Annotated in this window: 27 protein-coding genes; 20 read left to right on the top strand and 7 right to left on the bottom strand. The window is 73.8% G+C overall.

What is annotated here, in order from left to right:
- Positions 1-40 precede the first annotated feature (40 nt).
- The gene (locus tag IEZ05_RS02490; protein ID WP_189228280.1) at positions 41-1,618 is read right to left on the bottom strand and encodes an oxidoreductase; all 1,578 of its coding nucleotides are present in this window, start codon (positions 1,616-1,618) and stop codon (positions 41-43) included.
- Between the two features lie 200 nt (positions 1,619-1,818).
- Here IEZ05_RS02490 and hisD point away from each other — a divergent pair, with 200 nt between their 5' ends.
- The 9 genes from hisD to IEZ05_RS02535 all read left to right on the top strand — a co-directional run bounded on the left by hisD (position 1,819) and on the right by IEZ05_RS02535 (position 8,867).
- Entirely contained in the window at positions 1,819-3,144 is a 1,326-nt protein-coding gene (hisD, locus tag IEZ05_RS02495; RefSeq protein ID WP_189228281.1) for a histidinol dehydrogenase, read from the top strand.
- A complete protein-coding gene (locus IEZ05_RS02500) occupies positions 3,141-4,256 on the top strand; it encodes a histidinol-phosphate transaminase (RefSeq protein ID WP_189228282.1) in 1,116 nt (371 codons plus the stop codon). The genes hisD and IEZ05_RS02500 overlap by 4 nt, the downstream gene beginning before the upstream one ends.
- A complete protein-coding gene (gene hisB / locus IEZ05_RS02505; protein WP_189228283.1) occupies positions 4,253-4,846 on the top strand; it encodes an imidazoleglycerol-phosphate dehydratase HisB in 594 nt (197 codons plus the stop codon). The genes IEZ05_RS02500 and hisB overlap by 4 nt, the downstream gene beginning before the upstream one ends.
- Positions 4,843-5,007, top strand: coding sequence for a hypothetical protein (locus tag IEZ05_RS02510; RefSeq protein WP_189228284.1), 165 nt, complete (start codon positions 4,843-4,845; stop codon positions 5,005-5,007). The genes hisB and IEZ05_RS02510 overlap by 4 nt, the downstream gene beginning before the upstream one ends.
- Positions 5,004-5,648, top strand: coding sequence for an imidazole glycerol phosphate synthase subunit HisH (hisH, locus tag IEZ05_RS02515; protein ID WP_189228285.1), 645 nt, complete (start codon positions 5,004-5,006; stop codon positions 5,646-5,648). The genes IEZ05_RS02510 and hisH overlap by 4 nt, the downstream gene beginning before the upstream one ends.
- Before the next feature lie 2 nt (positions 5,649-5,650).
- Entirely contained in the window at positions 5,651-6,376 is a 726-nt protein-coding gene (priA, locus tag IEZ05_RS02520; protein ID WP_189228286.1) for a bifunctional 1-(5-phosphoribosyl)-5-((5-phosphoribosylamino)methylideneamino)imidazole-4-carboxamide isomerase/phosphoribosylanthranilate isomerase PriA, read from the top strand.
- Positions 6,373-6,777, top strand: coding sequence for a RidA family protein (locus tag IEZ05_RS02525; RefSeq protein ID WP_189228287.1), 405 nt, complete (start codon positions 6,373-6,375; stop codon positions 6,775-6,777). Before priA ends, IEZ05_RS02525 begins: the two co-directional genes overlap by 4 nt.
- Positions 6,774-7,529, top strand: a complete 756-nt coding sequence (gene hisF, locus IEZ05_RS02530; RefSeq protein ID WP_189228288.1) for an imidazole glycerol phosphate synthase subunit HisF — start codon at positions 6,774-6,776, stop codon at positions 7,527-7,529. Before IEZ05_RS02525 ends, hisF begins: the two co-directional genes overlap by 4 nt.
- Before the next feature lie 84 nt (positions 7,530-7,613).
- The gene (locus IEZ05_RS02535; RefSeq protein ID WP_189228289.1) at positions 7,614-8,867 is read left to right on the top strand and encodes an MFS transporter; all 1,254 of its coding nucleotides are present in this window, start codon (positions 7,614-7,616) and stop codon (positions 8,865-8,867) included.
- 227 nt (positions 8,868-9,094) lie between these two features.
- Here the strand turns inward: IEZ05_RS02535 and IEZ05_RS02540 are convergent, their stop codons facing one another.
- Complete coding sequence (locus IEZ05_RS02540) at positions 9,095-9,730, bottom strand: TIGR03085 family metal-binding protein (protein ID WP_189228290.1); 636 nt, start codon at positions 9,728-9,730, stop codon at positions 9,095-9,097.
- Between the two features lie 74 nt (positions 9,731-9,804).
- Here IEZ05_RS02540 and hisI point away from each other — a divergent pair, with 74 nt between their 5' ends.
- From hisI to lgt, 11 genes are all read left to right on the top strand, one after another.
- Complete coding sequence (gene hisI, locus IEZ05_RS02545) at positions 9,805-10,215, top strand: phosphoribosyl-AMP cyclohydrolase (RefSeq protein WP_373298723.1); 411 nt, start codon at positions 9,805-9,807, stop codon at positions 10,213-10,215.
- Positions 10,216-10,235: 20 nt separating this feature from the next.
- Positions 10,236-11,726 carry an anthranilate synthase component I gene (locus IEZ05_RS02550; protein ID WP_189228556.1) on the top strand — a complete coding sequence of 497 codons (1,491 nt, stop codon included), beginning with the start codon at positions 10,236-10,238 and terminating at the stop codon, positions 11,724-11,726.
- A gap of 62 nt (positions 11,727-11,788) precedes the next feature.
- Positions 11,789-12,430, top strand: coding sequence for a TIGR02234 family membrane protein (locus IEZ05_RS02555; RefSeq protein WP_189228292.1), 642 nt, complete (start codon positions 11,789-11,791; stop codon positions 12,428-12,430).
- 196 nt (positions 12,431-12,626) lie between these two features.
- Entirely contained in the window at positions 12,627-12,878 is a 252-nt protein-coding gene (locus IEZ05_RS02560; protein WP_189228293.1) for an HGxxPAAW family protein, read from the top strand.
- A 133-nt stretch (positions 12,879-13,011) separates the two neighbouring features.
- A complete protein-coding gene (locus IEZ05_RS02565; protein ID WP_189228557.1) occupies positions 13,012-13,437 on the top strand; it encodes a DUF2752 domain-containing protein in 426 nt (141 codons plus the stop codon).
- A gap of 118 nt (positions 13,438-13,555) precedes the next feature.
- On the top strand, positions 13,556-14,365 hold the full coding sequence (trpC, locus tag IEZ05_RS02570) for an indole-3-glycerol phosphate synthase TrpC (protein ID WP_189228294.1): 810 nt from the start codon (positions 13,556-13,558) through the stop codon (positions 14,363-14,365).
- Between the two features lie 20 nt (positions 14,366-14,385).
- Entirely contained in the window at positions 14,386-14,580 is a 195-nt protein-coding gene (gene trpM / locus IEZ05_RS37030) for a tryptophan biosynthesis modulator TrpM (RefSeq protein ID WP_373298718.1), read from the top strand.
- A 113-nt stretch (positions 14,581-14,693) separates the two neighbouring features.
- The gene (trpB, locus tag IEZ05_RS02575) at positions 14,694-15,980 is read left to right on the top strand and encodes a tryptophan synthase subunit beta (RefSeq protein WP_189228295.1); all 1,287 of its coding nucleotides are present in this window, start codon (positions 14,694-14,696) and stop codon (positions 15,978-15,980) included.
- Complete coding sequence (gene trpA, locus IEZ05_RS02580) at positions 15,977-16,792, top strand: tryptophan synthase subunit alpha (RefSeq protein ID WP_189228296.1); 816 nt, start codon at positions 15,977-15,979, stop codon at positions 16,790-16,792. Before trpB ends, trpA begins: the two co-directional genes overlap by 4 nt.
- An 88-nt stretch (positions 16,793-16,880) precedes the next feature.
- A complete protein-coding gene (locus IEZ05_RS02585; protein WP_189228297.1) occupies positions 16,881-17,654 on the top strand; it encodes a DsbA family protein in 774 nt (257 codons plus the stop codon).
- Positions 17,655-17,739: 85 nt separating this feature from the next.
- On the top strand, positions 17,740-18,756 hold the full coding sequence (lgt, locus tag IEZ05_RS02590) for a prolipoprotein diacylglyceryl transferase (protein WP_189228298.1): 1,017 nt from the start codon (positions 17,740-17,742) through the stop codon (positions 18,754-18,756).
- A gap of 57 nt (positions 18,757-18,813) precedes the next feature.
- Here the strand turns inward: lgt and IEZ05_RS02595 are convergent, their stop codons facing one another.
- Genes IEZ05_RS02595 through IEZ05_RS02615 form a run of 5 tightly spaced genes read right to left on the bottom strand, consistent with a single transcriptional unit; the run spans position 18,814 to position 24,686 of the window.
- Positions 18,814-19,638, bottom strand: a complete 825-nt coding sequence (locus tag IEZ05_RS02595; protein ID WP_189228299.1) for an HpcH/HpaI aldolase/citrate lyase family protein — start codon at positions 19,636-19,638, stop codon at positions 18,814-18,816.
- Positions 19,635-20,861, bottom strand: coding sequence for a CaiB/BaiF CoA transferase family protein (locus IEZ05_RS02600; protein ID WP_189228300.1), 1,227 nt, complete (start codon positions 20,859-20,861; stop codon positions 19,635-19,637). The genes IEZ05_RS02595 and IEZ05_RS02600 overlap by 4 nt, the downstream gene beginning before the upstream one ends.
- Positions 20,843-22,225 carry an ADP-ribosylglycohydrolase family protein gene (locus IEZ05_RS02605; RefSeq protein ID WP_189228301.1) on the bottom strand — a complete coding sequence of 461 codons (1,383 nt, stop codon included), beginning with the start codon at positions 22,223-22,225 and terminating at the stop codon, positions 20,843-20,845. The genes IEZ05_RS02600 and IEZ05_RS02605 overlap by 19 nt, the downstream gene beginning before the upstream one ends.
- Positions 22,213-23,388: an ADP-ribosylglycohydrolase family protein gene (locus IEZ05_RS02610; RefSeq protein WP_189228302.1), complete on the bottom strand. Its 1,176-nt coding sequence runs from the start codon at positions 23,386-23,388 to the stop codon at positions 22,213-22,215. Before IEZ05_RS02610 ends, IEZ05_RS02605 begins: the two co-directional genes overlap by 13 nt.
- Positions 23,385-24,686 carry an ADP-ribosylglycohydrolase family protein gene (locus tag IEZ05_RS02615; RefSeq protein WP_373298724.1) on the bottom strand — a complete coding sequence of 434 codons (1,302 nt, stop codon included), beginning with the start codon at positions 24,684-24,686 and terminating at the stop codon, positions 23,385-23,387. Before IEZ05_RS02615 ends, IEZ05_RS02610 begins: the two co-directional genes overlap by 4 nt.
- Positions 24,687-24,761 lie beyond the last annotated feature (75 nt).

Consider the following 24,761-nt stretch of genomic DNA (forward strand, 5'->3'; position numbering starts at 1 on the left):
CCTCGCCCCCGGTGGCCGTGCCGGGCGGCGTCCGCCCGCGTCAGTTGCGGCGCAACAGTCTCGTCGCGCCCGCCGCGACCGTCGTGGCGAGGATCCAGCCGAGCAGGATCATCACCGCCGCCAGCCACTGCCAGGCGCCGCGCAGCTGCCAGAAGCCCACCTGGCCCAGGTCGATGACCGGCAGCAGCAGGTCGAGGGCGAACAGGGCCGGGTTCCAGTCCGGGTGCTCGCCGCTCTTGAGCGGCGGATGGTCGGTGCGCGAGAAGGCGAACGAGCCCGCCGCCCACAGCACCGCCATCCACACCGCGGCCCGCCCCGGCCGGTAGCCGTAGGCGACCGTCCAGTCCTGCGCGTACCCCACCAGCTTCGCGGCGAGCGGCAGGCTCTCACGGCGCCGCCGGTGCTTGGCGAGCAGCACCTCACGGGCGTCCTCGTCCTCGCCGCAGGCCCGCAGCACGGCGGCGAGGCGCTCGTACGGCTCCGGGTGGTACTCGGCGGTCGCGGCACCCACCCACCGCAGCCGCTTCGCCAGCGGGAACGGCCCCCGCGGCACCAGGTTCTCGTAGCAGAAGCCGCCCATCTGCAGCCGGCCCGGGCCCGGCCAGCTGTCCGCCCGGTCCATCAGGTTGACCACCCGCGCCCCCGACAGCACCACCCGCCCCTGCGCCGGCCGCTCGCCCAGGAACCGCAGCTCGGGCGTCTGCACCCGGCGCAGCGACAGCTCCTGGTCGTCGGTGAAGGTGAACCTGGCGTGCTCGAAGTCGACGGCGTCCCCGAACCGTCCGTCGTCCAGGCGCACCCCGCCCTCGCACTCGAACCGCTGGATACGCGTCCCCTGCGCCGGAGTGGTGCCCCGCAGCATCGGGCTGCCCAGGCCCGCCGGCGTCAGGTACAGGGTGCGCTCCACCGCCAGCCGGGGGGCGTTCAGCGCATGCCGCGTGTACGGGTTGAGCAGCCGGGCGCCGCGCAGGCTCAGGGAGACCCCGACCTGGGCGCTGCGCAGGCTCACCTCGCCGTACGACTCCAGCATCTCGGCCTGCAGGTCCTGGCCGACGGTCAGGCCGTCCGCGGCGATGGAACGGCCGCTGCGGTCCCGGTGCACGACCGCCTGGCTGAGCAGCAGGTCGGTGCCTATCTGGGCGTCGGTGAGCCGGATCCCGCCCGGGATCCGGCAGCGCGGCAGGTGCAGATCGCCCTCGGTGTGCAGCCGGGCCGCCTCCAGCCGCGGCACCGAGCAGTCCACCAGCCGCAGGGTCGTGAAGCGGGTCTCCGGCAGCAGCACCTCCCGCTCGAAGCGGCAGCCCCGCAGCTCGACGTACGGCACCACCGTGCCGCCCGCCAGATCCATCGTGTCGCTGATCTGCACGCCCACGAGCTGCAGCGAGGACACGCGGCCCGCGAGCGCGGGCGGGCCGTCGAGCAGCAGCCAGCACACGATGCGGGCCCGCACGGTCCGCTCGGGCCCCCACGGCTGCGCGCCGTGCGGATCGTCGACGAGCGCGTCCCCGCTGCTCAGGTCGTACACGCTGCCGTTGCGGAAGGCCTGCCACATGCCCGCCTCCGCGGCGGTCAGGTCGTCCGGCAGCTCTCCGTCACGGCGGCCGTCCCCCTCGGTCACGGCGCTTCACCCCCTCCCCGGCTACTCGCGAGTCACACACGCTTCGTACAACCGTTCATGCCCGCTGGGTGATGCCCCGAACACTGAACGTGAGGGTGATTCGCCGGGCTCCGCGGCCGGGCGTGACGAGCGGTCGCGTTCTGTATCAGCCATTGATACGCGCGAACGGTCTCCGACGCGGGTCTGAGAGAATTGGTTCCGTGATCTCCCGAATCGATCTGCGCGGCGACGCCCTCCCCGAGGGTCCCGCCCTGCGCGACCTGCTGCCCCGAGCCGACTTCGACGTCTCGGCCGCCCTGGAGAAGGTGCGTCCGATCTGCGAGGCCGTGCATCATCGTGGCGACGCGGCGCTGATCGACTTCGCCGAGCAGTTCGACGGCGTCCGGCTCGACCAGGTGCGTGTTCCGGCCACCGCGCTCACGCGCGCGCTGGAAGAGCTCGACCCGGCCGTGCGCGCGGCCCTCGAGGAGTCCATCCGCCGTGCCCGCCTCGTCCACCGCGAGCAGCGCCGGACGACCCACACCACCCAGGTGGTGCCCGGCGGCTCGGTCACCGAGAAGTGGGTGCCGGTCGACCGGGTCGGTCTGTACGCGCCCGGTGGCCGCTCCGTCTATCCGTCGTCCGTGGTCATGAACGTCGTGCCCGCGCAGGAGGCCGGCGTCGAGTCGATCGCGCTCGCCTCTCCCGCGCAGGCCGAGTTCGGCGGCCTCCCGCACCCGACGATCCTCGCCGCCTGTGCCCTGCTCGGCGTCGACGAGGTGTACGCGGCCGGCGGCGCCACCGCCGTCGCGATGTTCGCGTACGGCACCGAGTCCTGCCCGCCCGCCGACATGGTCACCGGCCCCGGCAACATCTGGGTCGCCGCCGCCAAGCGGTACTTCACCGGCAAGATCGGCATCGACGCCGAGGCCGGCCCGACCGAGATCGCGGTCCTCGCCGACGCCACCGCCGACCCGGTGCACGTCGCCTCCGACCTGATCAGCCAGGCCGAGCACGACCCGCTGGCCGCCGCCGTCCTCGTCACCGACTCCCCGGAGCTGGCCGACGCGGTCGAGCGGGAGCTGGAGCCGCAGGTCGCGGCCACCAAGCACATCGACGACCGGATCGTCCCCGCGCTGGGGGGCCGCCAGTCCGCGATCGTGCTGGTCGACGGCATCGACGAGGGCCTGCGCGTGGTCGACGCCTACGGCGCCGAGCACCTGGAGATCCAGACCGCCGACGCCGCCGCGGTCGCCGAGCGCGTGAGGAACGCCGGCGCGATCTTCGTCGGCCCCTGGGCGCCCGTCTCCCTCGGCGACTACGCGGCCGGGTCCAACCACGTCCTGCCCACCGGTGGCTGCGCCTGCCACTCCTCGGGCCTGTCGGTCCAGTCCTTCCTGCGCGGCATCCACATCGTCGACTACACGCGGGACGCGCTGGCCGAGGTGGCGCACCACGTGGTGACGCTGGCGGAGGCGGAGGACCTGCCCGCGCACGGCGCGGCGATCAAGGCCCGGTTCGACTGGAAGGTCCCGGAAAGCAAGTGACGTTCGGAATCGACGATCTCCCCGTACGGGACGAGCTGCGCGGCAAGTCCCCCTACGGCGCGCCCCAGCTCGACGTGCCGGTACGGCTGAACACCAACGAGAACCCCTACCCGCTGCCCGAGGCGCTGGTCGAGCGGATCACCGAGCGGGTCCGCGAGGCCGCCCGCGACCTCAACCGCTACCCGGACCGGGACGCCGTCGAGCTGCGCACGCAGCTCGCCGAGTACCTGACGAAGACGTCCGGACATCCTCTGGACGTGAACAACGTCTGGGCGGCCAACGGCTCCAACGAGGTCATCCAGCAGCTGCTGCAGACCTTCGGCGGCCCGGGCCGCACGGCGATCGGCTTCGAGCCGTCGTACTCGATGCACGCCCTCATCTCGCGCGGCACCGGCACGGGCTGGATCTCCGGCCCGCGCCACGAGGACTTCACCGTCGACGTGCCCGCCGCCGAGAAGGCGATCGCCGAGCACCGCCCGGACGTCGTCTTCATCACCACCCCCAACAACCCCACGGGCAACGCGGTCCCGGCCGAGACGGTCCTCGCGCTGTACGACGCCGCCCAGGCCGCCAAGCCGTCGATGGTCGTCGTGGACGAGGCCTACATCGAGTTCAGCCACGGAGCCTCGCTGCTGCCGCTGCTCGACGGACGGCCGAACCTCGTCGTCTCGCGCACGATGTCGAAGGCGTTCGGCGCGGCGGGCCTGCGCCTCGGCTACCTCGCCGCGCACCCGGCCGTCGTGGACGCCGTACAGCTGGTACGGCTGCCGTACCACCTGTCGGCCGTGACCCAGGCGACCGCGCTGGCCGCCCTGGAGCACACGGACACGCTGCTGAAGTACGTCGAGCAGCTGAAGGCCGAGCGGGACCGGCTCGTCGCCGAACTGCGCGCGATCGGCTACGCCGTGACCGAGTCCGACGCCAACTTCGTCCAGTTCGGGCGGTTCGCGGACGCGCACGCCACCTGGCGGAAGATCCTCGACCGGGGCGTCCTGGTCCGGGACAACGGCGTACCGGGATGGCTGCGGGTGACCGCCGGCACCCCGGAGGAGAACGACGCGTTCCTTGCTGCGGTACGCGAACTGAAGAAGGAACAGGAGCAGAGCGGATGAGCCGCGTCGGGCGCGTGGAGCGCACCACCAAGGAGACCTCGGTCCTCGTCGAGATCGATCTCGACGGCACCGGCAAGACCGACATCGCCACCGGCGTCGGTTTCTACGACCACATGCTCGACCAGCTCGGCCGGCACGGTCTGTTCGACCTGACCGTGAAGACCGACGGCGACCTGCACATCGACTCCCACCACACCATCGAGGACACCGCCCTCGCGCTGGGCGCCGCCTTCAAGCAGGCCCTCGGCGACAAGGTGGGCATCTACCGCTTCGGCAACTGCACGGTCCCCCTGGACGAGTCCCTCGCCCAGGTCACCGTCGACCTGTCCGGCCGCCCCTACCTCGTGCACACCGAGCCCGAGAAGATGGCGCCGATGATCGGCGAGTACGACACCACGATGACCCGGCACATCCTGGAGTCCTTCGTCGCGCAGGCGCAGATCGCGCTGCACGTGCACGTGCCGTACGGGCGCAACGCGCACCACATCGTGGAGTGCCAGTTCAAGGCGCTCGCCCGGGCCCTGCGCTACGCCTCCGAGCGCGACGCGCGCGCGGCCGGCATCCTGCCCTCCACGAAGGGCGCGCTGTGAACGGCTCCTCGACCGCGCTGATCTTCGTCGGCCTGATCCTCGTCGGCGGCATCATCTCCTTCATCAAGCAGAAGATGCCCACGCAGCTCATCGTCCTGCTGTCCGTCGGCGCCGCGATGTGTCTCGTCGCGGGTGTCATGAGGCTGGAGGTGTGGAATTGACCGCTCCCGCCAAGCGGGTCGTCGTCTTCGACTACGGCTTCGGCAACATCCGCTCCGCCGAGCGTGCCCTCGCGCGCGCGGGAGCCGATGTCGAGATCACCCGTGACTACGACAAGGCCATGAACGCCGACGGGCTGCTCGTCCCCGGCGTCGGCGCCTTCGCCGCCTGCATGGACGGCCTGAAGGCCGCGCGCGGCGACTGGGTCGTCGAACGCCGGCTGGCGGGCGGACGCCCCGTGATGGGCATCTGCGTCGGCATGCAGATCCTCTTCGCGCGGGGCATCGAGCACGGCGTCGAGGCCGAGGGCCTGGACGAGTGGCCCGGCACGGTCGGCCCCCTCCAGGCCGACGTCGTGCCCCACATGGGCTGGAACACGGTCGAGGCACCGGCCGACTCCCAGCTCTTCGCCGGCCTGGACGCGGACGCCCGCTTCTACTTCGTGCACTCCTACGCCGTCCACGACTGGTCGCTGGAAACGCACAACCCGCTGATCGCCGCCCCCAAGGTCACCTGGTCCACGCACGGCGAGCCCTTCGTGGCGGCCGTGGAGAACGGCGCCCTGTGGGCCACCCAGTTCCACCCCGAGAAGTCCGGCGACGCCGGAGCCCAGCTCCTCACCAACTGGATCGAGACCCTGTAGAGATGAGCAAGCTCGAACTCCTCCCCGCCGTCGACGTCCGCGACGGCCAGGCCGTCCGCCTCGTGCACGGGGAGTCCGGCACCGAGACCTCCTACGGCTCCCCGCTGGAGGCCGCCCTCGCGTGGCAGCGCTCCGGCGCCGAGTGGCTGCACCTGGTCGACCTGGACGCCGCGTTCGGTACCGGGAACAACCGCGAGCTGATCGCCGAGGTCGCCAAGGCCATGGACATCAAGGTCGAGCTGTCCGGCGGCATCCGCGACGACGCCACGCTCGCCGCCGCCCTCGCCACCGGCTGCACCCGCGTCAACCTGGGCACGGCCGCCCTGGAGACCCCCGAGTGGGTCGCCAAGGTCATCGCCGAGCACGGCGACAAGATCGCGGTCGGCCTGGACGTACGCGGCACGACGCTGCGCGGCCGGGGCTGGACCCGCGACGGCGGCGACCTCTACGAGACGCTGGACCGCCTGAACAAGGAGGGCTGCGCCCGGTACGTCGTCACCGACATCGCCAAGGACGGCACCCTCCAGGGCCCCAACCTGGAGCTCCTGAAGAACGTGTGCGCGGCCACCGACCGCCCGGTCGTGGCGTCCGGCGGCGTGTCCTCCCTGGACGACCTGCGCGCGATCGCCGGTCTCGTCCCGGCCGGTGTCGAGGGCGCCATCGTCGGGAAAGCCCTGTACGCGAAGGCGTTCACTCTGGAAGAGGCCTTGGAGGCTGTGTCGCCATGACATCCGAAGCCGTACGGCGCGTGCAGAGCGGAAGTCCCTGGGAAGAGTCCTTCGGTTTCGCACGGGCCGTCGCGGCGGGTGACCGTGTCATCGTGGCGGGCACGACCGCGTTCAAGGGCGACGTGCTGTACGGCGACGGCGACCCGTACGAACAGACCAAGGTGGCCTTCACCACCGCGGTCGAGGCGATCGGCGAGTTCGGTCTCGCCATCGAGTCCGTGATCCGCACCCGTGTGTACCTGGCACATTCACGCGACGTGGACGCGGCGGGCCGGGCCCACAAGGAGCTGTTCGACTCCGTGCGCCCGGCCACGACCCTGCTGGTCGTGGAGGGATTCATCGACTCGCGGGTCCTGGTCACAGTCGAAGTGGAAGCGTATAGAGGAGCCGTGGATTCATGACCCTGGCGGTCCGAGTCATCCCCTGCCTGGACGTGGACAACGGCCGGGTCGTCAAGGGCGTCAACTTCCAGAACCTGCGCGACGCGGGCGACCCCGTCGAGATGGCCAAGGTGTACGACGCCGAAGGCGCCGACGAGCTGACGTTCCTGGACATCACCGCCTCGTCGGGCAACCGCGAGACGACCTACGACGTGGTGCGCCGCACCGCCGAGCAGGTGTTCATCCCGCTGACCGTCGGTGGCGGCGTGCGCACCGCCGAGGACGTCGACAAGCTGCTGCGGGCCGGCGCGGACAAGGTGGGCGTCAACACCGCCGCCATCGCCCGCCCCGACCTGATCCGCGAGATCGCCGAGCGCTTCGGCCGCCAGGTCCTCGTGCTGTCGGTCGACGCCCGCCGCACCGAGGCCGGCACCTTCGAGGTGACCACCCACGGCGGCCGGCGCGGCACCGGCATCGACGCGGTCGAGTGGGCGCACCGGGCCGCCGAGCTGGGCGCGGGGGAGATCCTGCTCAACTCGATGGACGCGGACGGCACGAAGGACGGCTACGACCTGGAGATGATCGCGGCCGTCCGCAAGCACGTCTCGGTCCCGGTGATCGCCTCCGGCGGCGCGGGCCGCCTCGCCGACTTCCCGCCGGCCGTCGCGGCGGGCGCGGACGCGGTCCTCGCGGCGTCCGTGTTCCACTTCGGTGATCTGCGCATCGGTCAGGTGAAGGACGCCCTGCGGGAGGCGGGTCACCCCGTCCGGTAGCACCCCGCACGACAGCCCCGGCCGCCGGACGGCCGGGGCTTTCCCGTTCCGTGTCCGAGGGGCCCCTCTGGAGGACCACCGCCCGTGCCGAACGCACTCATACCGCGGGCCGCCGCCACCCCCGTCCCGGCCCACCGCGACGCCAACGTCCTGCGCTGGGCCGCCGCCTACACCGCCTCCATGCTCGGCGACACCGTCTTCTTCCTGGCGCTGTCCTGGGCCGCCGTGCAGAACGGCACCCCCGCCCAGGCCGGCCTCGTCACCGCCGTGAGCGCGGTGCCCCGGGCGCTGCTCATGCTCGGTGGCGGCGTGATCGCCGACCGGCTGGGCCCGCGCCGGGTCGTCATCGGCAGCGACGCCGTACGGTGCGTCACGGTCCTGGCGGTCGCCGCCGTGCTCTTCGCGACCGACCCCGGGCTGTGGCTGCTGGTGCTGCTCGCCGTCGTCTTCGGGACCGTCGACGCCGTGTTCCTGCCGGCCGTCGGAGCGCTGCCCGCCCGTATCACCGCCAAGGACCAGCTCGCCCGGGTCCAGGGCATGCGCGGTCTCGCCGTGCGCTTCGCCGCCGTCGTGGGCGCCCCGCTCGGCGGGCTCGGCGTGGCGGCCGGCGGGCCGGCGGCGGCCTTCGCGCTCGCCGGGGCACTGATCGCGGTGTCGGTGCCGCTGCTGGTCTCCGTGCGGATGCGGGACCTGCCCCCGGACGACGCCCCGGCCGCCGACCGGGACACCACCGCCTGGCGCGATCTGCGGGACGGGCTGCGCCACATCCGCCACCACCGCGTCCTCGGCCCCCTGATGGTGGTCATCGCCCTCGGCGACCTCGGCTTCGTCGGCCCCCTCAACGTCGGCCTGACCCTGCTCGCGGACGAGCGCGGCTGGGGCGCCTCCGGCATGGGCTGGGTGCTCGCCGGATTCGGCACGGGGGCGGGCACGGCGGCCCTGCTGCTGACCGTACGAGGCCGCGTGCCGCACGCCGGGCTGGTCGCCGCCGGCGCGATCATCCCCGGCGCCGCCGCGATCGCCGGCCTGGCGTACGTGCCCGGCCTGCCCGGCGCCGTCGGCGTCGCGGTGCTCGTCGGGCTGCTCACCGGGCTCAGCGGAGCCGTGTGCGGGGCCCTGCTGCAGACCCAGGCGGCGCCCACCTACCTCGGGCGGGTCACCGCGGCCGCCGGCATCGTCAGCCTCGGCATCGCGCCGCTCGGCATGCCGCTGTCCGCCGCGGCCATCGGCCTCTGGGGCACCGGCCCCGTCTTCGCCGTCAGCGCCGCCGTCTGCGCCCTCGGCGGGGTCGTCGCCCTGTGCGCACCCGACCTGCGGCGGGCCGAACTGCCGCGGTGACGCCGCCGCCAGCCGGCCGCCGCGTGACCGCGCCGGCGGTGGGCCCGGAGCCGTTGCCGGCCGGTTCGGCGGTGGGTCCGGAGCCTCTTGCCGCCCGCGCCGGCGGTCGGTGCTGAGTCTCTTGCCGACCGCGCCGGCGGTCGGTGCTGAGTCTCTTGCCGACCGCGTCGGCGGTCGGCCCAGAGCCCCCGGCCGACCGGGCCGCCGGACCCGTGCCGCCGGACCCGTCAGATCCCGAGCTGCTTCGTCTCGCTCAGCCGGACGATCGCGTCCTTCTCGCCCTCCAGCTCCACCTTCGCCGCGCTCTGCCGCCCGTACGCGAACAGCAGCAGCTCGGACGGCTCGCCCGTCGCCGTCACCACCGGCGTACCGCGGTGGGCGACCGTCGTCTGGCCGTTCGGGCGGCGCAGCACCAGGCCCGTCGGGATGCCCCGGCCCACCAGCCGGGCGGTGCGCTCCAGCCGGGACCACAGGGTGTCCTGGAAGACCGGGTCCAGCTCGCGCGGCGACCAGTCCGGCTGGGCGCGGCGGACGTCCTCGGTGTGGATGTAGAACTCCACCGTGTTCGCCGCCTCGTCGACCTGCTTGAGCTGGAACGGCGAGAACCGCGGCGGACCGGTGCGGATCAGCTGGATCAGCTCGTCGTACGGCTTCGCCGCGTACTCCTCCATCACCCGGTCCAGGCGGGACGCCAGCTGCTTGATCAGGGTGCCGCCGGCGGCGTCCGGCCGGCGCTCGCGGACCACCACGTGCGCGGCGAGGTCCCGGGCCCGCCAGCCCTCGCAGAGGGTGGGGGCGTCCGGACCCGCCGTCTCCAACAGGTCGGCCAGCAGAAGTCGTTCACGCTTCGCGAATGTCGACATGCCAGCCAGCCTACGGCCGTCCACCGGGTCCGCCCAGTGGACGGCGCCGGGGCGTGGCCCCCGCGCGCGGCACAATGGGCGTCATGACCAGCAGCTCCTCCCGGCGCCCCAGCCCGCTCGACCCGGAGATCGCCGCGCGCCTCAAGCGCAGTGCCGACGGCCTCCTGCCCGCCATCGCCCAGCAGTACGACACCGGGGAGGTGCTGATGCTCGGCTGGATGGACGACGAGGCACTGCACCGCACGCTCACCACGGGCCGCTGCACCTACTGGTCGCGCAGCCGCCAGGAGTACTGGGTGAAGGGCGACACCTCCGGGCACTTCCAGTGGGTGAAGTCCGTCGCCCTGGACTGCGACGCCGACACCGTCCTGGTCAAGGTCGACCAGGTCGGCGCCGCCTGCCACACCGGCGCCCGCACCTGCTTCGACGCCGATGTCCTGATCGAGGACGGCGCGGGTGCCGAGGCGCCCGGCGCGGATCAGTAGGGTCTGCCGCCATGGACGTCATGGACCTCGACACCTTCCGCAAGCTGGCCGCCGACCGCCGGGTGATCCCGGTCAGCCGCAAGCTCCTCGCCGACGGCGACACCCCGGTCGCCCTGTACCGCAAGCTCGCCGCCGAGCGCCCCGGCACGTTCCTGCTGGAGTCCGCGGAGAACGGCCGCTCCTGGTCCCGGTACTCCTTCGTAGGCGTCCGCAGCGCCGCCACCCTCACCGCACGGGACGGCGAGGCCCACTGGCAGGGCACCCCGCCCGTCGGCGTGCCCACCGGAGGCGACCCGCTCGCCGCCCTGCGCGCCACCGTCGAGGCCCTGCACACCCCCCGCGACCTCGCCCACGACCTGGGCCTGCCGCCGTTCACCGGCGGCATGGTCGGCTACCTCGGCTACGACATCGTGCGCCGCCTGGAGAAGGTAGGCCCGGGGGAGCGCGACGACCTGAAGCTTCCCGAGCTGACCATGCTGCTCACCAGCGACCTCGCCGTCATGGACCACTGGGAGGGCTCGGTCCTGCTGATCGCCAACGCGATCAACCACAACGACCTCGAGACGGGGGTCGACGAGGCCTACGCCGACGCCGTCGCCCGCCTGGACGCCATGGAGGCCGACCTCACGCGCGCGGTGGCCCAGCCCCCGGCCGCACTGCCGCCCTCGGAGCTGCCCGAGTACACCGCGCTGTGGGGCGGCCCCGACTTCCAGGACGCCGTCGAGGACATCAAGGAGCGCATCCGCGCGGGCGAGGCCTTCCAGGTCGTCCCCTCGCAGCGCTTCGAGACGCCGTGCACGGCGAGCGCCCTGGACGTGTACCGGGTGCTGCGGGCCACCAACCCGTCCCCGTACATGTATCTGCTGCGCCTCGACGGCTTCGACGTCGTCGGCTCGTCCCCCGAGGCGCTGGTCAAGGTCGAGGACGGGCGGGCCATGGTCCACCCCATCGCCGGCACCCGGCCCCGCGGCGCCACCCCGCAGGAGGACCAGGCCCTCGCCGACGAGCTGCTCGCCGATCCCAAGGAGCGCGCCGAACACCTGATGCTCGTCGACCTCGGCCGCAACGACCTCGGACGCGTCTGCGAACCCGGCTCGGTCGAGGTGGTCGACTTCATGTCCGTCGAGCGGTACTCGCACGTCATGCACATCGTCTCGACGGTCACCGGACGGGTCGCCCCGGGCCGCACCGCCTTCGACGTCCTCACCGCCTGCTTCCCGGCCGGCACCCTCTCCGGCGCCCCCAAGCCGCGCGCCCTGCAGATCATCGACGAACTCGAACCGTCCCGCCGCGGCCTGTACGGCGGCTGCGTCGGCTACCTCGACTTCGCGGGCGACTCCGACACCGCCATCGCCATCCGCACGGCACTGCTGCGCGACGGCACGGCCTACGTGCAGGCGGGCGCCGGGGTCGTCGCCGACTCCGACCCGGTCGCCGAGGACACCGAGTGCCGCAACAAGGCGGCGGCGGTGCTCAGGGCGGTGCACACGGCCAACCGGCTGGGGCAATAGGGCCATTCTCACGCCTCCGATTCCGAACCCCGGGTGACGGTTCGCCCGGGGTTCGGGCGATAGTGGAGTACGTGACAGCTGTTCCTCACCCCCGTACCCCCGCCGCAGGACCCGCCCGGGCCGGCCGCCGGAGCCTCGCCGCCGCCCTGCTGTGCGGTGCGCTCGGCGCGGCCGTCGCCCTGCTCGCCACCCGGCAGGAGTGGTCGGAGGGCACCGCGACGGTGGCCGGCGGCGCGTTCCCCCTGACCGCCAAGGGCAGCGACGTCACGGGCGTCCCCGCGGCGCTCGCGATAGTGGGCCTCGCCGCGCTCGTCGCCGTCTTCGCGGTCCGCCGCGCCGGCCGGTTCGCCGTCGCCGCCGTGCTCGCGCTGAGCGGCGCGGGCACCGTCGCCGCGGCCCTGGCCGGCGCCTCCGACAGCTCCGCGCTGGACGACAAGGCCGCCGAGGCGGCCGGTGACACCTCGGCCACCGTGGACGCCCTCTCCCACACCGCCTGGCCCTACGTCGCGGCCGTCGGCGGGGTCCTGCTCCTGCTGGCCGGGCTGCTCGCCCTGCGCTACGGCCGGCTGTGGCCCGCGATGTCCGGCCGCTACGAACGCGACGGCACCCCGCGCCCGCGCCGCAAGGCACAGACCGTCGACCCCGACCGCCCCGAGGACCTGTGGAAGGCCCTGGACCGCGGCGAGGACCCGACCGGCGCCTGACCCGCGGCGACCCGGCGCGACCACGCGGTTCAGCCGCGCCCGCCGGGGCACCCGTACACGCGCCACGCACGATGGGGGCGTCCGGCGGTCGCGACGCGCGCGTGGAGTACACCCCCGGTCACGGCGCGCGCGTGCGTGCGGGACAATGGGCGCGAGCATCCTGCTCAGACACGTACACAGCAACGAGGAGCAAGCAATGGCGGGCAGCAGCCACGGTCACACCCCGGCCGCCTGGACGGGTGTCATCATCACCTTCATCGGTTTCTGCATCGCGGGCGTGTTCATGGTGGCGGCCCAGCCGGCGGGCTTCTGGGTCGGCATGGCGGTCGTGCTCCTCGGCGGCGTCGTGGGCTTCATCATGCGCGCGATGGGCCTCGGCCAGCCGAAGGAGAACCACCCGGTGCACCAGGTCGCCGAGACCCGCGCGCCGGCCGGCGCCAAGGGCTGACCCGACCGCGCTCGCGCAGTACTCCCTGAGGGGTGGACCGGCACCAGGGTGCCGGGGCCGCCCCTCACGTGCGTGTACGGCTCGTGCCGGGCAGAATGCGGGCGTGGACGCCGACCGCCGGAAACCGGCCCCGATCAGAAACCTGCCCTCGGCGGGCGCGCCGGCCGTCGCGGCCCGCCTCGCCGTCCCGGCCGGGGTGCTGGCGGCCGTCGTCGGCGCCTTCGCCTACGTGGGGAGCGTGGACCCCAACGAGCCCGGCCACTACCCCGTCTGCCCGCTGCTCCGCTTCACCGGCCTGTACTGCCCCGGCTGCGGCGGTCTGCGCAGTGCCCACGCGTTCGTCCACGGGGACGTCCTGACCGCGCTGCACGCCAACGCGCCGGCCGTCCTCGGCTATCTGGCCTTCGCCGTGCTGTGGACCGTCTGGGTGGTCCGCGCGGTGCGCGGCCGCCCCGTCAGGGTCGGCCTGGGCCCGGTGCACCTGTGGACGCTGGGCACATTGCTGCTGGTCTTCACCGTTGTCCGGAACCTGCCGTTCGGTGGCTGGCTCATCCCTTGATCACCCGACGAATGTCCAGGTAGTGGGACCGGCGGCCCACCGGATGCGGGACCGCCGCCCCGCTGCGGATACCATCGGAGTGACCACAGGTTCCGCCGTCTGAAAGGGGGCCGCTCGCGTGAGTGTGCTCGACGAGATCATCGACGGAGTCCGTGCCGACCTCGCGGAACGGCAGGCGCGCGTCAGCCTCGACGAGCTCAAGGAGCGCGCGGCCAAGGCTCGCCCCGCCAAGGACGGCGTGAGCGCCCTGCGGGGCGACGGCGTCAAGGTCATCTGCGAGGTCAAGCGCTCCAGCCCGTCCAAAGGCGCGCTGGCCGCCATCGCCGACCCGGCCGGACTCGCCGCGGACTACGAGGCGGGCGGCGCCGCCGTCATCTCCGTCCTCACCGAACAGCGCCGCTTCGGCGGCTCGCTGGCCGACCTGGACTCCGTCCGCGCCCGCGTGGACATCCCCGTGCTGCGCAAGGACTTCATCGTCACGTCGTACCAGCTCTGGGAGGCCCGGGCGCACGGCGCCGACCTCGTGCTGCTGATCGTCGCGGCCCTCGACCAGCCGGCCCTGGAGTCGCTGATCGAGCGCGCCGAGTCCATCGGTCTCACCCCGCTCGTCGAGGTGCACGACGAGGACGAGGTCGAGCGCGCGGTCGACGCCGGCGCGAAGATCATCGGCGTGAACGCGCGCAACCTGAAGACCCTCGAGGTCGACCGCGGCACGTTCGAGCGGGTCGCCCCGGAGATCCCCGCGCACATCGTGAAGGTCGCCGAATCCGGCGTCCGCGGCCCGCACGACCTCATCGCCTACGCCAACGAGGGCGCGGACGCGGTCCTGGTCGGCGAGTCGCTGGTCACCGGCCGCGACCCCAGGACGGCCGTCTCCGACCTGGTGGCCGCCGGCGAGCACCCGGCACTGCGTCACGGCCGCGGCTGACCCCCGGTAGGCTGATTCCCATGACGCTCCCGCTCGTCCCGGCTCCCCGGGACCCTTACGCGCGCCTGGCGCGAGGCTGCCGCCCCCGCGGCTGCCGCGCCCCCGCACGCCGGGTCCACGGCCGCCGGGTGCGGTACGTCATCGGTGACGAACCGGGGCAAGTGAACGGCATGCGATGGCTCAAGCGCCCCGTAAGGGGCGCGGGGCCGTACTGAATATGCGACTCCGTCGCGTGGGCCCGAGCACCCAGCGACGGCCCGCACAGGCCTGACGACCCGCGCTCCCACGGCGAAGGTGCCCACACAGACACTCACCGTGAGGTTCACGCATGCCCAGCAACTTCTTCATCCCCGACCCGGAGGGCCAAGTCCCCTCCACCGAGGGCTACTTCGGCGCGTTCGGCGGCAAGTTCATCCCGGAGGCCCTCGTCGCCGCCGTGGACGAGGTGGCCGTCGAGTACGACAAGGCCAAGTCCGACCCGGAGTTCGCCCGCGAACTGGACGACCTGCTCGTCCACTACACGGGCCGCCCGTCGTCCCTCACCGAGGTCCCCCGCTTCGCCGAGCACGCCGGCGGAGCCCGCGTCTTCCTCAAGCGCGAGGACCTGAACCACACCGGCTCGCACAAGATCAACAACGTGCTCGGCCAGGCCCTGCTCACCAAGCGGATGGGCAAGACCCGCGTGATCGCCGAGACCGGCGCCGGCCAGCACGGCGTGGCGACGGCCACGGCCTGCGCGCTCTTCGGCCTCGACTGCACCATCTACATGGGCGAGATCGACACCCAGCGCCAGGCCCTCAACGTGGCCCGCATGCGCATGCTCGGCGCCGAGGTCATCGCCGTGAAGTCCGGCAGCCGCACGCTCAAGGACGCCATCAACGAGGCGTTCCGCGACTGGGTCGCCAACGTCGACCGCACCCACTACCTGTTCGGCACGGTCGCCGGCCCCCACCCCTTCCCGGCGATGGTCCGCGACTTCCACCGCGTCATCGGCGTCGAGGCCCGCCGCCAGCTCCTGGAGCAGGCCGGACGCCTGCCCGACGCCGCGATCGCCTGCGTCGGCGGCGGCTCCAACGCCATCGGCCTCTTCCACGCCTTCATCCCCGACACGGACGTCCGCCTCATCGGCTGCGAGCCCGCCGGGCACGGCATCGAGACCGGCGAGCACGCGGCCACCCTGACCGCGGGCGAGCCCGGCATCCTGCACGGCTCCCGGTCCTACGTCCTCCAGGACGACGAGGGCCAGATCACCGAGCCGTACTCCATCTCGGCCGGCCTGGACTACCCGGGCATCGGACCCGAGCACGCCTACCTCAAGGACTCCGGCCGCGGCGAGTACCGCGCGGTCACCGACGACGCCGCCATGCAGGCGCTGCGCCTGCTGTCGCGCACCGAGGGCATCATCCCGGCCATCGAGTCCGCGCACGCCCTCGCCGGCGCCCTGGAGGTCGGCAGGGAGCTGGGCAAGGACGGGCTGATCGTGGTCAACCTGTCCGGCCGCGGCGACAAGGACATGGACACCGCCGCCCGCTACTTCGGGCTGTACGACACCGACGCCGAGGTCGCCGCCGACGAGGCCGGCACCGCCGCCGAGATCGAGGGGGACGCCAAGTGAGCGGGAACGTGCAGCTGCTGAACGACACCCTCGCCGGCGCGAAGGCCGAGGGCCGCGCCGCCCTCATCGCCTACCTCCCGGCCGGGTTCCCGTCCGTGGACGGCGGCATCGAGGCGGTCAAGGCCGCGCTCGACGGCGGCGCCGACGTCGTCGAGGTGGGCCTGCCGCACAGCGACCCCGTCCTCGACGGCCCGGTCATCCAGACCGCCGACGACATCGCCCTGCGCGGCGGCGTGAAGATCGCCGACGTGATGCGGACGGTCCGCGAGGCCCACCGGGCCACCGGCAAGCCGATCCTCGTCATGACGTACTGGAACCCCATCGACCGCTACGGGGTCGAGCGCTTCACCGCCGAGCTCGCCGAGGCGGGCGGCGCCGGGTGCATCCTGCCCGACCTGCCCGTGCAGGAGTCCGCGCTGTGGAGGGAGCACGCCGACAAGCACGGGCTCGCCACGGTCTTCGTGGTCGCGCCCAGCAGCAAGGACGCGCGGCTCGCCGAGATCACCGCGGTCGGCAGCGGCTTCGTCTACGCCGCCTCCCTGATGGGCGTCACCGGCACCCGCGAGTCGGTCGGCGCGCAGGCCGAGGACCTGGTGCGGCGCACCCGTGCCACCACCGACACCCCGGTCTGCGTCGGGCTCGGCGTCTCCAACGCCGCGCAGGCAGCCGAGGTCGCCGGCTTCGCCGACGGCGTGATCGTCGGCTCCGCCTTCGTCAAGCGGATGCTGGACGCCCCCGACGAGGCGGCCGGCCTGGAGGGCGTCCGCGCGCTCGCCGCCGACCTGGCGAAGGGCGTGCGCCGGCAGGCGTGACGGCAAGCACGTGACAGGGGGGTCCTCCGTACGGGTGGACCTGGGACCGGGGAGGCGCTGTGCGCCTCCCCGGTTCGTTCTGCGGGGTGTGAGCGAGAAGAACCGAGACGGAAAGCGCACCGCCCGCCAGAAGCTGGCGGAGCAGCGAGAGAAGCAGAAGTCCAGGGACAAGCGCCGCCGTGCGCTGATCGTGGGCGCGTCCGTGGTCTGCGTCCTGGGACTGGCCGCGGTGATCGGCGTGGTCGCCGCGAACGCCGGGAAGGACGACGGCAGCGACTCGGCCGGCCCGGTCGTGGCGCCCTCGGGCGCGCAGGGCAAGGACAGCCTCGCCATCCCCGTCGGCAAGGAGAGCGCCAAGTCGACGCTCGTCATCTGGGAGGACTTCCGCTGCCCGGCCTGCAAGGCCTTCGAGCTGGCGTACCGCGACACGATCCACGAGCTCACCGACGCCGGGCAGCTCAAGGTCGAGTACCACCTGGCGACGATCATCGACGGCAACATGGGCGGCACCGGTTCCCGCAAGGCGGCCAACGCCGCCGCCTGCGCGCAGGACGCCGGCAAGTTCCCGGCGTACCACGACGTGCTGTACGACAACCAGCCCGAGGAGACCGACGACGCCTTCGCCGACAACGGCAAGCTGATCGGGCTGGCAGGCAAGGTGGACGGCCTGGACACCCCGGTCTTCCAGAAGTGCGTGAAGGACGGCACCCACGACAGCTGGGTCGAGAAGTCCAACAAGGCCTTCCTGAACGGCGGCTTCAGCGGCACGCCGACCGTGCTGCTGGACGGCAGGAACATCTACCAGGAGGAGTCGATGAGCCCCGCCAAGCTGAAGCAGCTCGTGCAGGACGCCGACAAGTAGGTCACGTCGGGCGCCCGCCCGTTACGGACCCGTAGCCGGGCTGCCCGCCGCGCTCCCCGTCCCACACGGTAGCGTCGACCCTGCCATGGAACTTGCCTTCATTCCCAGCCCGTCGCGCGGGGTGCTGCACCTCGGTCCCATCCCGCTGCGCGGCTACGCGTTCTGCATCATCATCGGCGTCTTCGTTGCCGTCTGGCTCGGCAACAAGCGCTGGATCGCCCGGGGCGGGCGGGCCGGCACGGTGGCCGACATCGCGGTCTGGGCCGTTCCGTTCGGCCTGATCGGCGGCCGCCTCTACCACGTGATCACGGACTACGAGCTGTACTTCAGCGAGGGCCGCGACTGGGTGGACGCCTTCAAGATCTGGGAGGGCGGCCTCGGCATCTGGGGCGCGATCGCGCTCGGCGCGCTCGGCGCCTGGATCGGCGCCCGCCGCCGAGGCATCCCGATGCCCGCGTACGCCGACGCCGTCGCCCCCGGCATCGCCCTCGCCCAGGCCCTCGGCCGCTGGGGCAACTGGTTCAACCAGGAGCTGTACGGCAAGCCCACCGACCTGCCCTGGGCGCTGGAGATCACCTCGTCGGCCGACGGACGGGTGCCGGGCACGTACCACCCGACCTTCCTGTACGAGTCGCTGTGGTGCATCGGCGTCGCCCTGCTCGTCATCTGGGCCGACCGGCGCTTCAAGCTCGGCCACGGGCGGGCCTTCGCGCTGTACGTCGCCGCGTACTGCGCGGGCCGCTTCTGGACCGAGTACCTGCGCGTCGACGACGCCCACCACATCCTGGGCCTCCGGCTCAACAACTGGACCGCGCTCTTCGTGTTCCTGCTCGCCGTCGTCTACATGGTGCTCTCGGCGCGGATGCGGCCGGGCCGGGAGGCCGTGGTGGAGCCGGGCGCGGACGGCTCCGACGCGGACGCCGGGGACGACGCGAAGACGGACGCCGAGACGCCTGAGGGCACCGAGTCCTCCAAGGGCGTCAAGGATGCCAAGGGCGCCGAGGCTCCCGAGGACGCCGCGGCCTCCGGGGGCGACAAGGACGCCGGGGCCGGCACCGTGAAGGACGTGAAGGACGGGGCCGACTCGGCCAGGAAGGGCTGACACCCGCCGTACGTCACCGAGGGCGCCCGGAGAGGATCCGGGCGCCCTCGGCGTGTGTCAGGCCAGGACGGGCCGCCGGGCCAGCGACAGGGTCCGCCGGGCCGTGGCCACCACCGCCGCGTCGATGAACCTGCCGTCCGGCAGCGCCTGGGCGCCCGGCTGCGCGGTGGCCGCCTTCACGATCGTCTCCGCCTCCTCCAGCTCCCGCTCGGTGGGCAGGTACGCCCGCTCGATGATCGGCAGTTGGCGCGGGTGGATGGCGGCGCGGCCGAGGAAGCCCAGGGCACGGCCGTGGGCGCAGGACGCCGCCAGCCCCTCCAGGTCCCGGGTGTCCGGGTGCACCGTCTGCGACGGCGGCGCCAGCCCCGCCGCCCGCGCGGCCACCACCACCCGCGCACGTGACCAGTCCAGGCCCGCGTCACCCCGTACGCCCAGGTCGGCGCGGAGGTCCGCCTCGCCGAGGGCGATGCCGCGCAGCGACGGGTGGGCGGTGGCGATCGCGTACGCCCGCTCCACGCCCAGGGCCGTCTCCAGCAGCGCGTACAGCGGCGGCCCGCCGGTCGCCTCGGCGACGGCGGCGACCTGCCCGGGGGACGTCACCTTGGGCAGGCGCAGCCCGGACAGCCCCGGCAGCGCGGCCACCGCCGCCAGGTCCGCCGCGGCCAGCGGCCCGTCCAGGGCGTTCACCCGCACATGCACCGGCACCGGCTGCGGGTCGGTGAGCAGCTCGGCGGTGCAGGCGCGGGCGTACTCCTTGCGGTCCGGGGCGACCGCGTCCTCCAGGTCGATCACGACCACGTCGGCCCCGGCGGCCAGCGCCTTGGCGACCACCCGGGGCCGGTCCCCGGGGGCGTACAGCCAGGTCAGCGCGGGGGGCGTCATACGACACCCGCCTCGCGCAGTTCCTTCACGTCCGCCGGCGACAGGCCCAGCTCGGTCAGCACCTCCTCGGTGTCCGCGCCGTGCGGGCGGCCGGCCCAGCGGATCGCGCCGGGGGTGGCGGAGAGCCGGAACAGGACGTTCTGCATGCGCAGCGGCCCCAGCTCGGGATCGTCGACCGTGGTGACCGTGTCCAGGGCCTGGTACTGAGGGTCGGTCATCACGTCCCGGACGTCCTGGACCGGAGCGACGGCCGCCTCCGCCTTCTCGAAGGCGGCGAGCACGTCGGCGCGGGTGTGCCGGGCGATCCAGTCGCCGACCGCCGCGTCCAGCACGTCCGCGTGCTGCGCCCGGTCGGCGCCCGTCGCGAACCAGGGCTCCTCGATCAGCTCCGGGCGGCCCACCAGGTGCATCACGCGCTCGGCGACCGACTGGGCGGAGGTGGAGACGGCGACCCAGGTGCCGTCGGCGGTGCGGTAGGTGTTGCGCGGGGCGTTGTTCTGGGAGCGGTTGCCGGTACGCGGCTGGACGTGGCCGAGCTGGTCGTACCAGATCGGCTGGGGGCCCAGCACGGTCAGGATGGGCTCGATGATCGCCATGTCCACGACCTGGCCCTCGCCGGTGAGGTCGCGGGCGGACAGGGCCGTCATCACGGCGTACGCGGTCGCCAGCGCGGCGATCGAGTCGGCCAGCCCGAACGGCGGCAGCGTCGGCGGGGCGTCCGGCTCGCCGGTCATCGCGGCGAAGCCGCTCATCGCCTCGGCGAGCGTGCCGAAGCCGGGGCGGCGCGCGTACGGGCCGAACTGGCCGAAGCCGGTGACCCGGGTGAGGACCAGGCGCGGGTTGACCGCGGACAGCTCGTCCCAGCCCAGGTCCCATTTCTCCAGGGTGCCCGGGCGGAAGTTCTCGATGACGACGTCCGCCGTCGCGGCGAGGCGCAGCAGGGTGGTGCGGCCGGCGGGCTTCGACAGGTCGATGGTGATGGTGCGCTTGTTGCGGCCCAGCAGTTTCCACCACAGGCCGATGCCGTCCTTCGACGGGCCGTGGCCCCGGGAGGGGTCGGGGCGGGTGGGGTGCTCGACCTTGACGACCTCGGCGCCGAAGTCGCCGAGCATGGTCGCGGCGAGCGGGCCCGCGAAGAGGGTGGCGAGATCGAGGACGCGCAGGCCGGCCAGGGGAGCCGGGACGGGCAGGGGCGCGGGGGGAGTCACGACGGGCCGGGGCATGAGCGGGTGGCCTCCGTGTGGGTGAGGTGGGCGAGGGTGTCGAAGCCGATGCCGTCGAAGTCGCCGACCGAGGTGGCCAGGCGGTTCTTCAGCGGGGCCGTCCACTGCTCGGGCAGGGCGGCCGGGGAACCGGCGAGCAGGCCGGCGACGCTGCCGGCGGTGGCTCCGTTGGAGTCGGTGTCCCAGCCTCCCGACACGGCCCGGCAGACCGAGCCGGTGAAGTCGCCGTCCGCGTGGGTGAGGGCGGCGGCGATCAGGGCGGTGTTGGGGACGGCGTGGACCCAGTGGTGGGTGGGGGAGTGGGTGGCGTGGAGTTCGTCCACGACCGTGTCGAAGTCGTCGTGCGTCTCGGCGAGCCGGACGGCGTGGCGGACGGCCCCGGCGAGGCGTGAGCCGGGCGGCACGACCGTGAGGCCGGTGCGCAGGCAGGCGTGGACGTCGTGGGTGCCGGTGGCGGCGTCGGCGATGACCGCCGCCGCGAACATCGCCGCGTGGACGCCGCTCGCGGTGTGGGTGAGGGTCGCGTCGCGATGCGCCTGCGCGGCGGCGCCGGCCGGGTCGCCGGGGTTGGTCCAGCCGTGCACGTCGGCGCGGATCAGGGCGCCGATCCACTCGCGGAAGGGATTGCGGTGGCTCGCCGTGTGCGGGGGTTCGAGGCCGGCGAGGAGATTGCGGTAGGCGACGCGTTCGGCCGTGAAGACGCGGCCGGCGGGGAGTTCGTCGAGCCAGACGCGGGCGACGTCGGCGGTGGTGAAGGCCCGGCCGTGGCGCTGGAGGAGCAGGAGGCCCAGGAGGGGGTGGTTGAGGTCGTCGTCCTCCGGCATGCCGTCGATGTTCTCGGCGAGGGAGGTGGGCGCGGAGCGGCGGTTCCAGGGGTACGTGGCGGCGAGCTCCCGGGGGACGCCGCGGGCCGTGAAGTACCCGGCCAGGGGCCAGTTGCCGGTGGCCCGGGCGAGGAGGCGGATGCCGGTCAGAGGGAGCTTCTCCACGGGCTTGCCGAGCAGACAGCCGACGGCCCGGCCCAGCCAGGCGGCCTCCAGGCGGTCGGCGGACACGGCCGGGGGCACGGTGGGGCCCGGTGCGGGCCAGGCCGGGCACCTGGCCCTGATCTCGTCCAGGTCCGTGGGTTCCTCCGCCGCCGACGGGCTCGGCAGGCCGGCCAGTTCGTCCAGCAGCTCCTCCGCCAGCAGCCGCAGGTACGGGGAGGCCGGCTGGGGGGACGCGCCCGCCCTGGCCGGGGCGTCGCAGCCGCCCGCCGCGCGCCACCGGGAGGCGATCGCCGACGCGTCGCGGCCGTCCAGCGCGGCCTGTCGGAGTTCGTGGCCGAGCAGGTCCTCCGGCTGGACCCAGGTCAGTCGGAGCATCTCGCGCCTCCGATCGCGGCGAACGCCCGCTCGTGGGCACGGCGCCGCAGGACGTCCCGCTCGAAGATCTCCCGGGCGACCTCGGTGAGCGTCGTCGCCGGCTGCCACAGGTCCAGGCGGCTCGCCTCCGCGACCGTCTTCGCCCAGTCCTCCGGGACGGGTGAGCCCAGCGCCCCGGCGAGCGCCCCCGCCATCGTGGCGATGGAGTCGCAGTCGCGGCCGTAGTTGACCGCGCCGAGGACCGCGTGGCGGTAGTCGCCGCCGGACACCAGCAGCATGCCCAGGGCGACGGGCAGTTCCTCGATCGCGTGCAGCCGGGACGGGCGGCGGGCGCCGAGGGACGGGGCGCGGTAGTCCGGGCCGACCGTGTCGTACGGCGCGACCGCCTCCCGCAGCGGCGCGAGTGCCGACTCGAACTCCGAGTGCCGCGACGCCGCTTCGCCGACCGCCGCGATCGCCGCCCGGGTGCCGTCCTTCGCCAGGGACAGACAGACCGACAGCACCGTCTCCGGTGTCGCGCCGGGCGCACACGCCGCCGCGACCGCCGCCGCGAAGACGCCGGCCGCCTCACGGCCGTACGACGACTGGTGCGCGCCCGCGACGTCCAGCGCCTCGGCGTAGGCGCGCGCCGGATCGGCCGCGTTGACCAGGCCGACCGGGGCCATGTACATCGCCGCGCCGCAGTTGACGATGTTGCCGGTGCCGGCCTCGCGGGGGTCGACGTGGCCGTAGTGGATCCTGGCCACCAGCCACTTCTCCGCGAGGAAGATCCGCTGGAGCGGGAGGGCGTCCGCCTCCAGCTCCGGGATCCAGCGCGGGTTCGTCATCAGGTCCGGGACCAGGTGCTCGGCGACCGCGTAGGCGTCGAGATGGTCGCGGACCGTGTCGTAGACCCGGACCAGCGCGTGGGTCATCAGGGTGTCGTCGGTGACGTGGCCGTCGCCCTTGTGGTACGGGGCGATGGGGCGTGCGGTGCGCCAGGCGTCGCCGTTCCAGGGGCCGACGATGCCGTGGATCCGGCCGCCGTGGCGTTCGAGGATCTGCTCGGGGGAGTAGCCCTCGACCGGGCCGCCGAGCGCGTCGCCGACGGCCGCGCCGACGAGGGCGCCGGTGACGCGCTCCTCCAGGCTCGCCGTGCCGTTCTCCGATGTGCGGGCCGTCATGGTGTGCGTCCTCCTTCGGGTCGGGACGGTTGCGTGGCGTGCAGGAGCCCGGCCAGTTCCACCAGGTCCGTGCCGGTGAGCCGGGGCAGTACGCAGCCGGGGAGCGTGCGGCAGGCGTCGCGCCAGGACGCGGGGATCGACGCGCCGCCGCCCAGCGCGCCGGTGAGGGCGCCCGCCAGCGCGGGGGCGGAGTCCGCGACGCGGGAGAGGCAGGCCGCCGCGGGAACGGCCTCGGCGATGCGGCCCCCGGCGGCCCGGGCCAGGGCGAGGGCGACCGGGACGGTCTCGGCGGCGGCGACGCCGTAGCTGTAGACGTGGTCGACGATCTGGTGCTCCAGCAGCGGGATCAGGGCGAACGCGCTCTCTACCCCGGCCGTGAGGGCGAGCGCCTGCCGGGTGTTGCGGCCGATCTCGGTCTCCTCGGGGAGTTCGGCGAGCGCGGCGTCCACGCAGGCCTCCACGTCGCCGTCGCCGAGGGCGCACGCCAGTGCCGCCGCCATGGCCCGGGCGCCGTGCACACCGTCGCCGTCCTGGGTGTAGCGGGCGTCGAACTCGGCGAGGTCGGCGGCGAGCCGCGGGGCGCCGGGGTGGGCGACGGCCAGGACGCAGGCCCGGATGCAGGCGGCGTCGTCGAAGTAGTGCGGGTTGTCGTGGCCGGTGGCGGGCGGGCGCAGGCCGGTGGCGAGGTTGCCGAGCCCGGCCCGTACGGAGATGCGGGCGCGCAGCGGCACCACCGCCGACTCGATCTCGGGGGCGCGGTCCGCCGCCGCGGCCACCTCGCTGGCGGCGGCGTTCCAGGTGAGGTCGATCGCGGCACGCGTCCGGCGCTCGCGGCTCAGGTCGCCGAGCGCGCTGTCGTCCCCGGCGCGCAGCAGGGCCTCCGCCGCGAACGCCGCCCACTCGGCGTCGTCCGACGGGCCGAGGCGCAGGGGCTCGGGGGACTGGTTCAGGGCGATGGGGACGGGGAGGGTGGTGGTCGCGTTCTGCTCGGCGAACGTGTCCAGCTCGCGGGTGAGACGCCGGGTCCACTCGGGCATCCGGGCCGCCCGGTGCCGGGCGGCGGGCCATCCGGCCGCGTCCCCGGCGGCGAGCCCCAGCAGCAGCCCCTCGACCCGCCGGGGGTCGGCGAGCGGTGCCGCGCCGGGGTGGGTGCGGTGGGCGGGGGCGGGCGTCGAGGGGCCGGCGTCCGGCCGGGGGTCGCCGACGGCGGGGCCGGGTGCCGGGCGGGTGCTCTCGGCGGTGGTCGGTGCCGAGGGGGGTGCGGCGGTGAGGGTGTCGCCGTCGGTGCGGGCGGGCACCGGGGTGCTGATGCCGCGGCCCGGGTCGGTGGTGGTCGGGGGTTCGGGGCGGTGGGTGCTTCCGGCGGAGGGCTG

The organism is Streptomyces flaveolus, from assembly GCF_014648815.1.
Taxonomy (GTDB): Bacteria; Actinomycetota; Actinomycetes; order Streptomycetales; family Streptomycetaceae; genus Streptomyces; species Streptomyces flaveolus.

Excerpts from the sequence above, each read along its gene's own strand:
- priA (WP_189228286.1), top strand. The coding sequence starts at position 5,651 with ATGAGCAAGCTCGAACTCCTCCCCGCCGTCGACGTCCGCGACGGCCAG.
- IEZ05_RS02610 (WP_189228302.1), bottom strand. The coding sequence starts at position 23,388 with ATGACGGCCCGCACATCGGAGAACGGCACGGCGAGCCTGGAGGAGCGC.
- hisI (WP_373298723.1), top strand. The coding sequence starts at position 9,805 with ATGGGCGTCATGACCAGCAGCTCCTCCCGGCGCCCCAGCCCGCTCGAC.
- lgt (WP_189228298.1), top strand. The coding sequence starts at position 17,740 with ATGGAACTTGCCTTCATTCCCAGCCCGTCGCGCGGGGTGCTGCACCTC.
- trpB (WP_189228295.1), top strand. The coding sequence starts at position 14,694 with ATGCCCAGCAACTTCTTCATCCCCGACCCGGAGGGCCAAGTCCCCTCC.
- IEZ05_RS02600 (WP_189228300.1), bottom strand. The coding sequence starts at position 20,861 with ATGCCCCGGCCCGTCGTGACTCCCCCCGCGCCCCTGCCCGTCCCGGCT.
- IEZ05_RS02550 (WP_189228556.1), top strand. The coding sequence starts at position 10,236 with ATGGACCTCGACACCTTCCGCAAGCTGGCCGCCGACCGCCGGGTGATC.
- IEZ05_RS02525 (WP_189228287.1), top strand. The coding sequence starts at position 6,373 with ATGACATCCGAAGCCGTACGGCGCGTGCAGAGCGGAAGTCCCTGGGAA.
- IEZ05_RS02595 (WP_189228299.1), bottom strand. The coding sequence starts at position 19,638 with ATGACGCCCCCCGCGCTGACCTGGCTGTACGCCCCCGGGGACCGGCCC.
- IEZ05_RS02605 (WP_189228301.1), bottom strand. The coding sequence starts at position 22,225 with ATGCTCCGACTGACCTGGGTCCAGCCGGAGGACCTGCTCGGCCACGAA.
- IEZ05_RS02540 (WP_189228290.1), bottom strand. The coding sequence starts at position 9,730 with ATGTCGACATTCGCGAAGCGTGAACGACTTCTGCTGGCCGACCTGTTG.
- hisF (WP_189228288.1), top strand. The coding sequence starts at position 6,774 with ATGACCCTGGCGGTCCGAGTCATCCCCTGCCTGGACGTGGACAACGGC.
- IEZ05_RS02560 (WP_189228293.1), top strand. The coding sequence starts at position 12,627 with ATGGCGGGCAGCAGCCACGGTCACACCCCGGCCGCCTGGACGGGTGTC.
- hisB (WP_189228283.1), top strand. The coding sequence starts at position 4,253 with ATGAGCCGCGTCGGGCGCGTGGAGCGCACCACCAAGGAGACCTCGGTC.
- trpM (WP_373298718.1), top strand. The coding sequence starts at position 14,386 with ATGACGCTCCCGCTCGTCCCGGCTCCCCGGGACCCTTACGCGCGCCTG.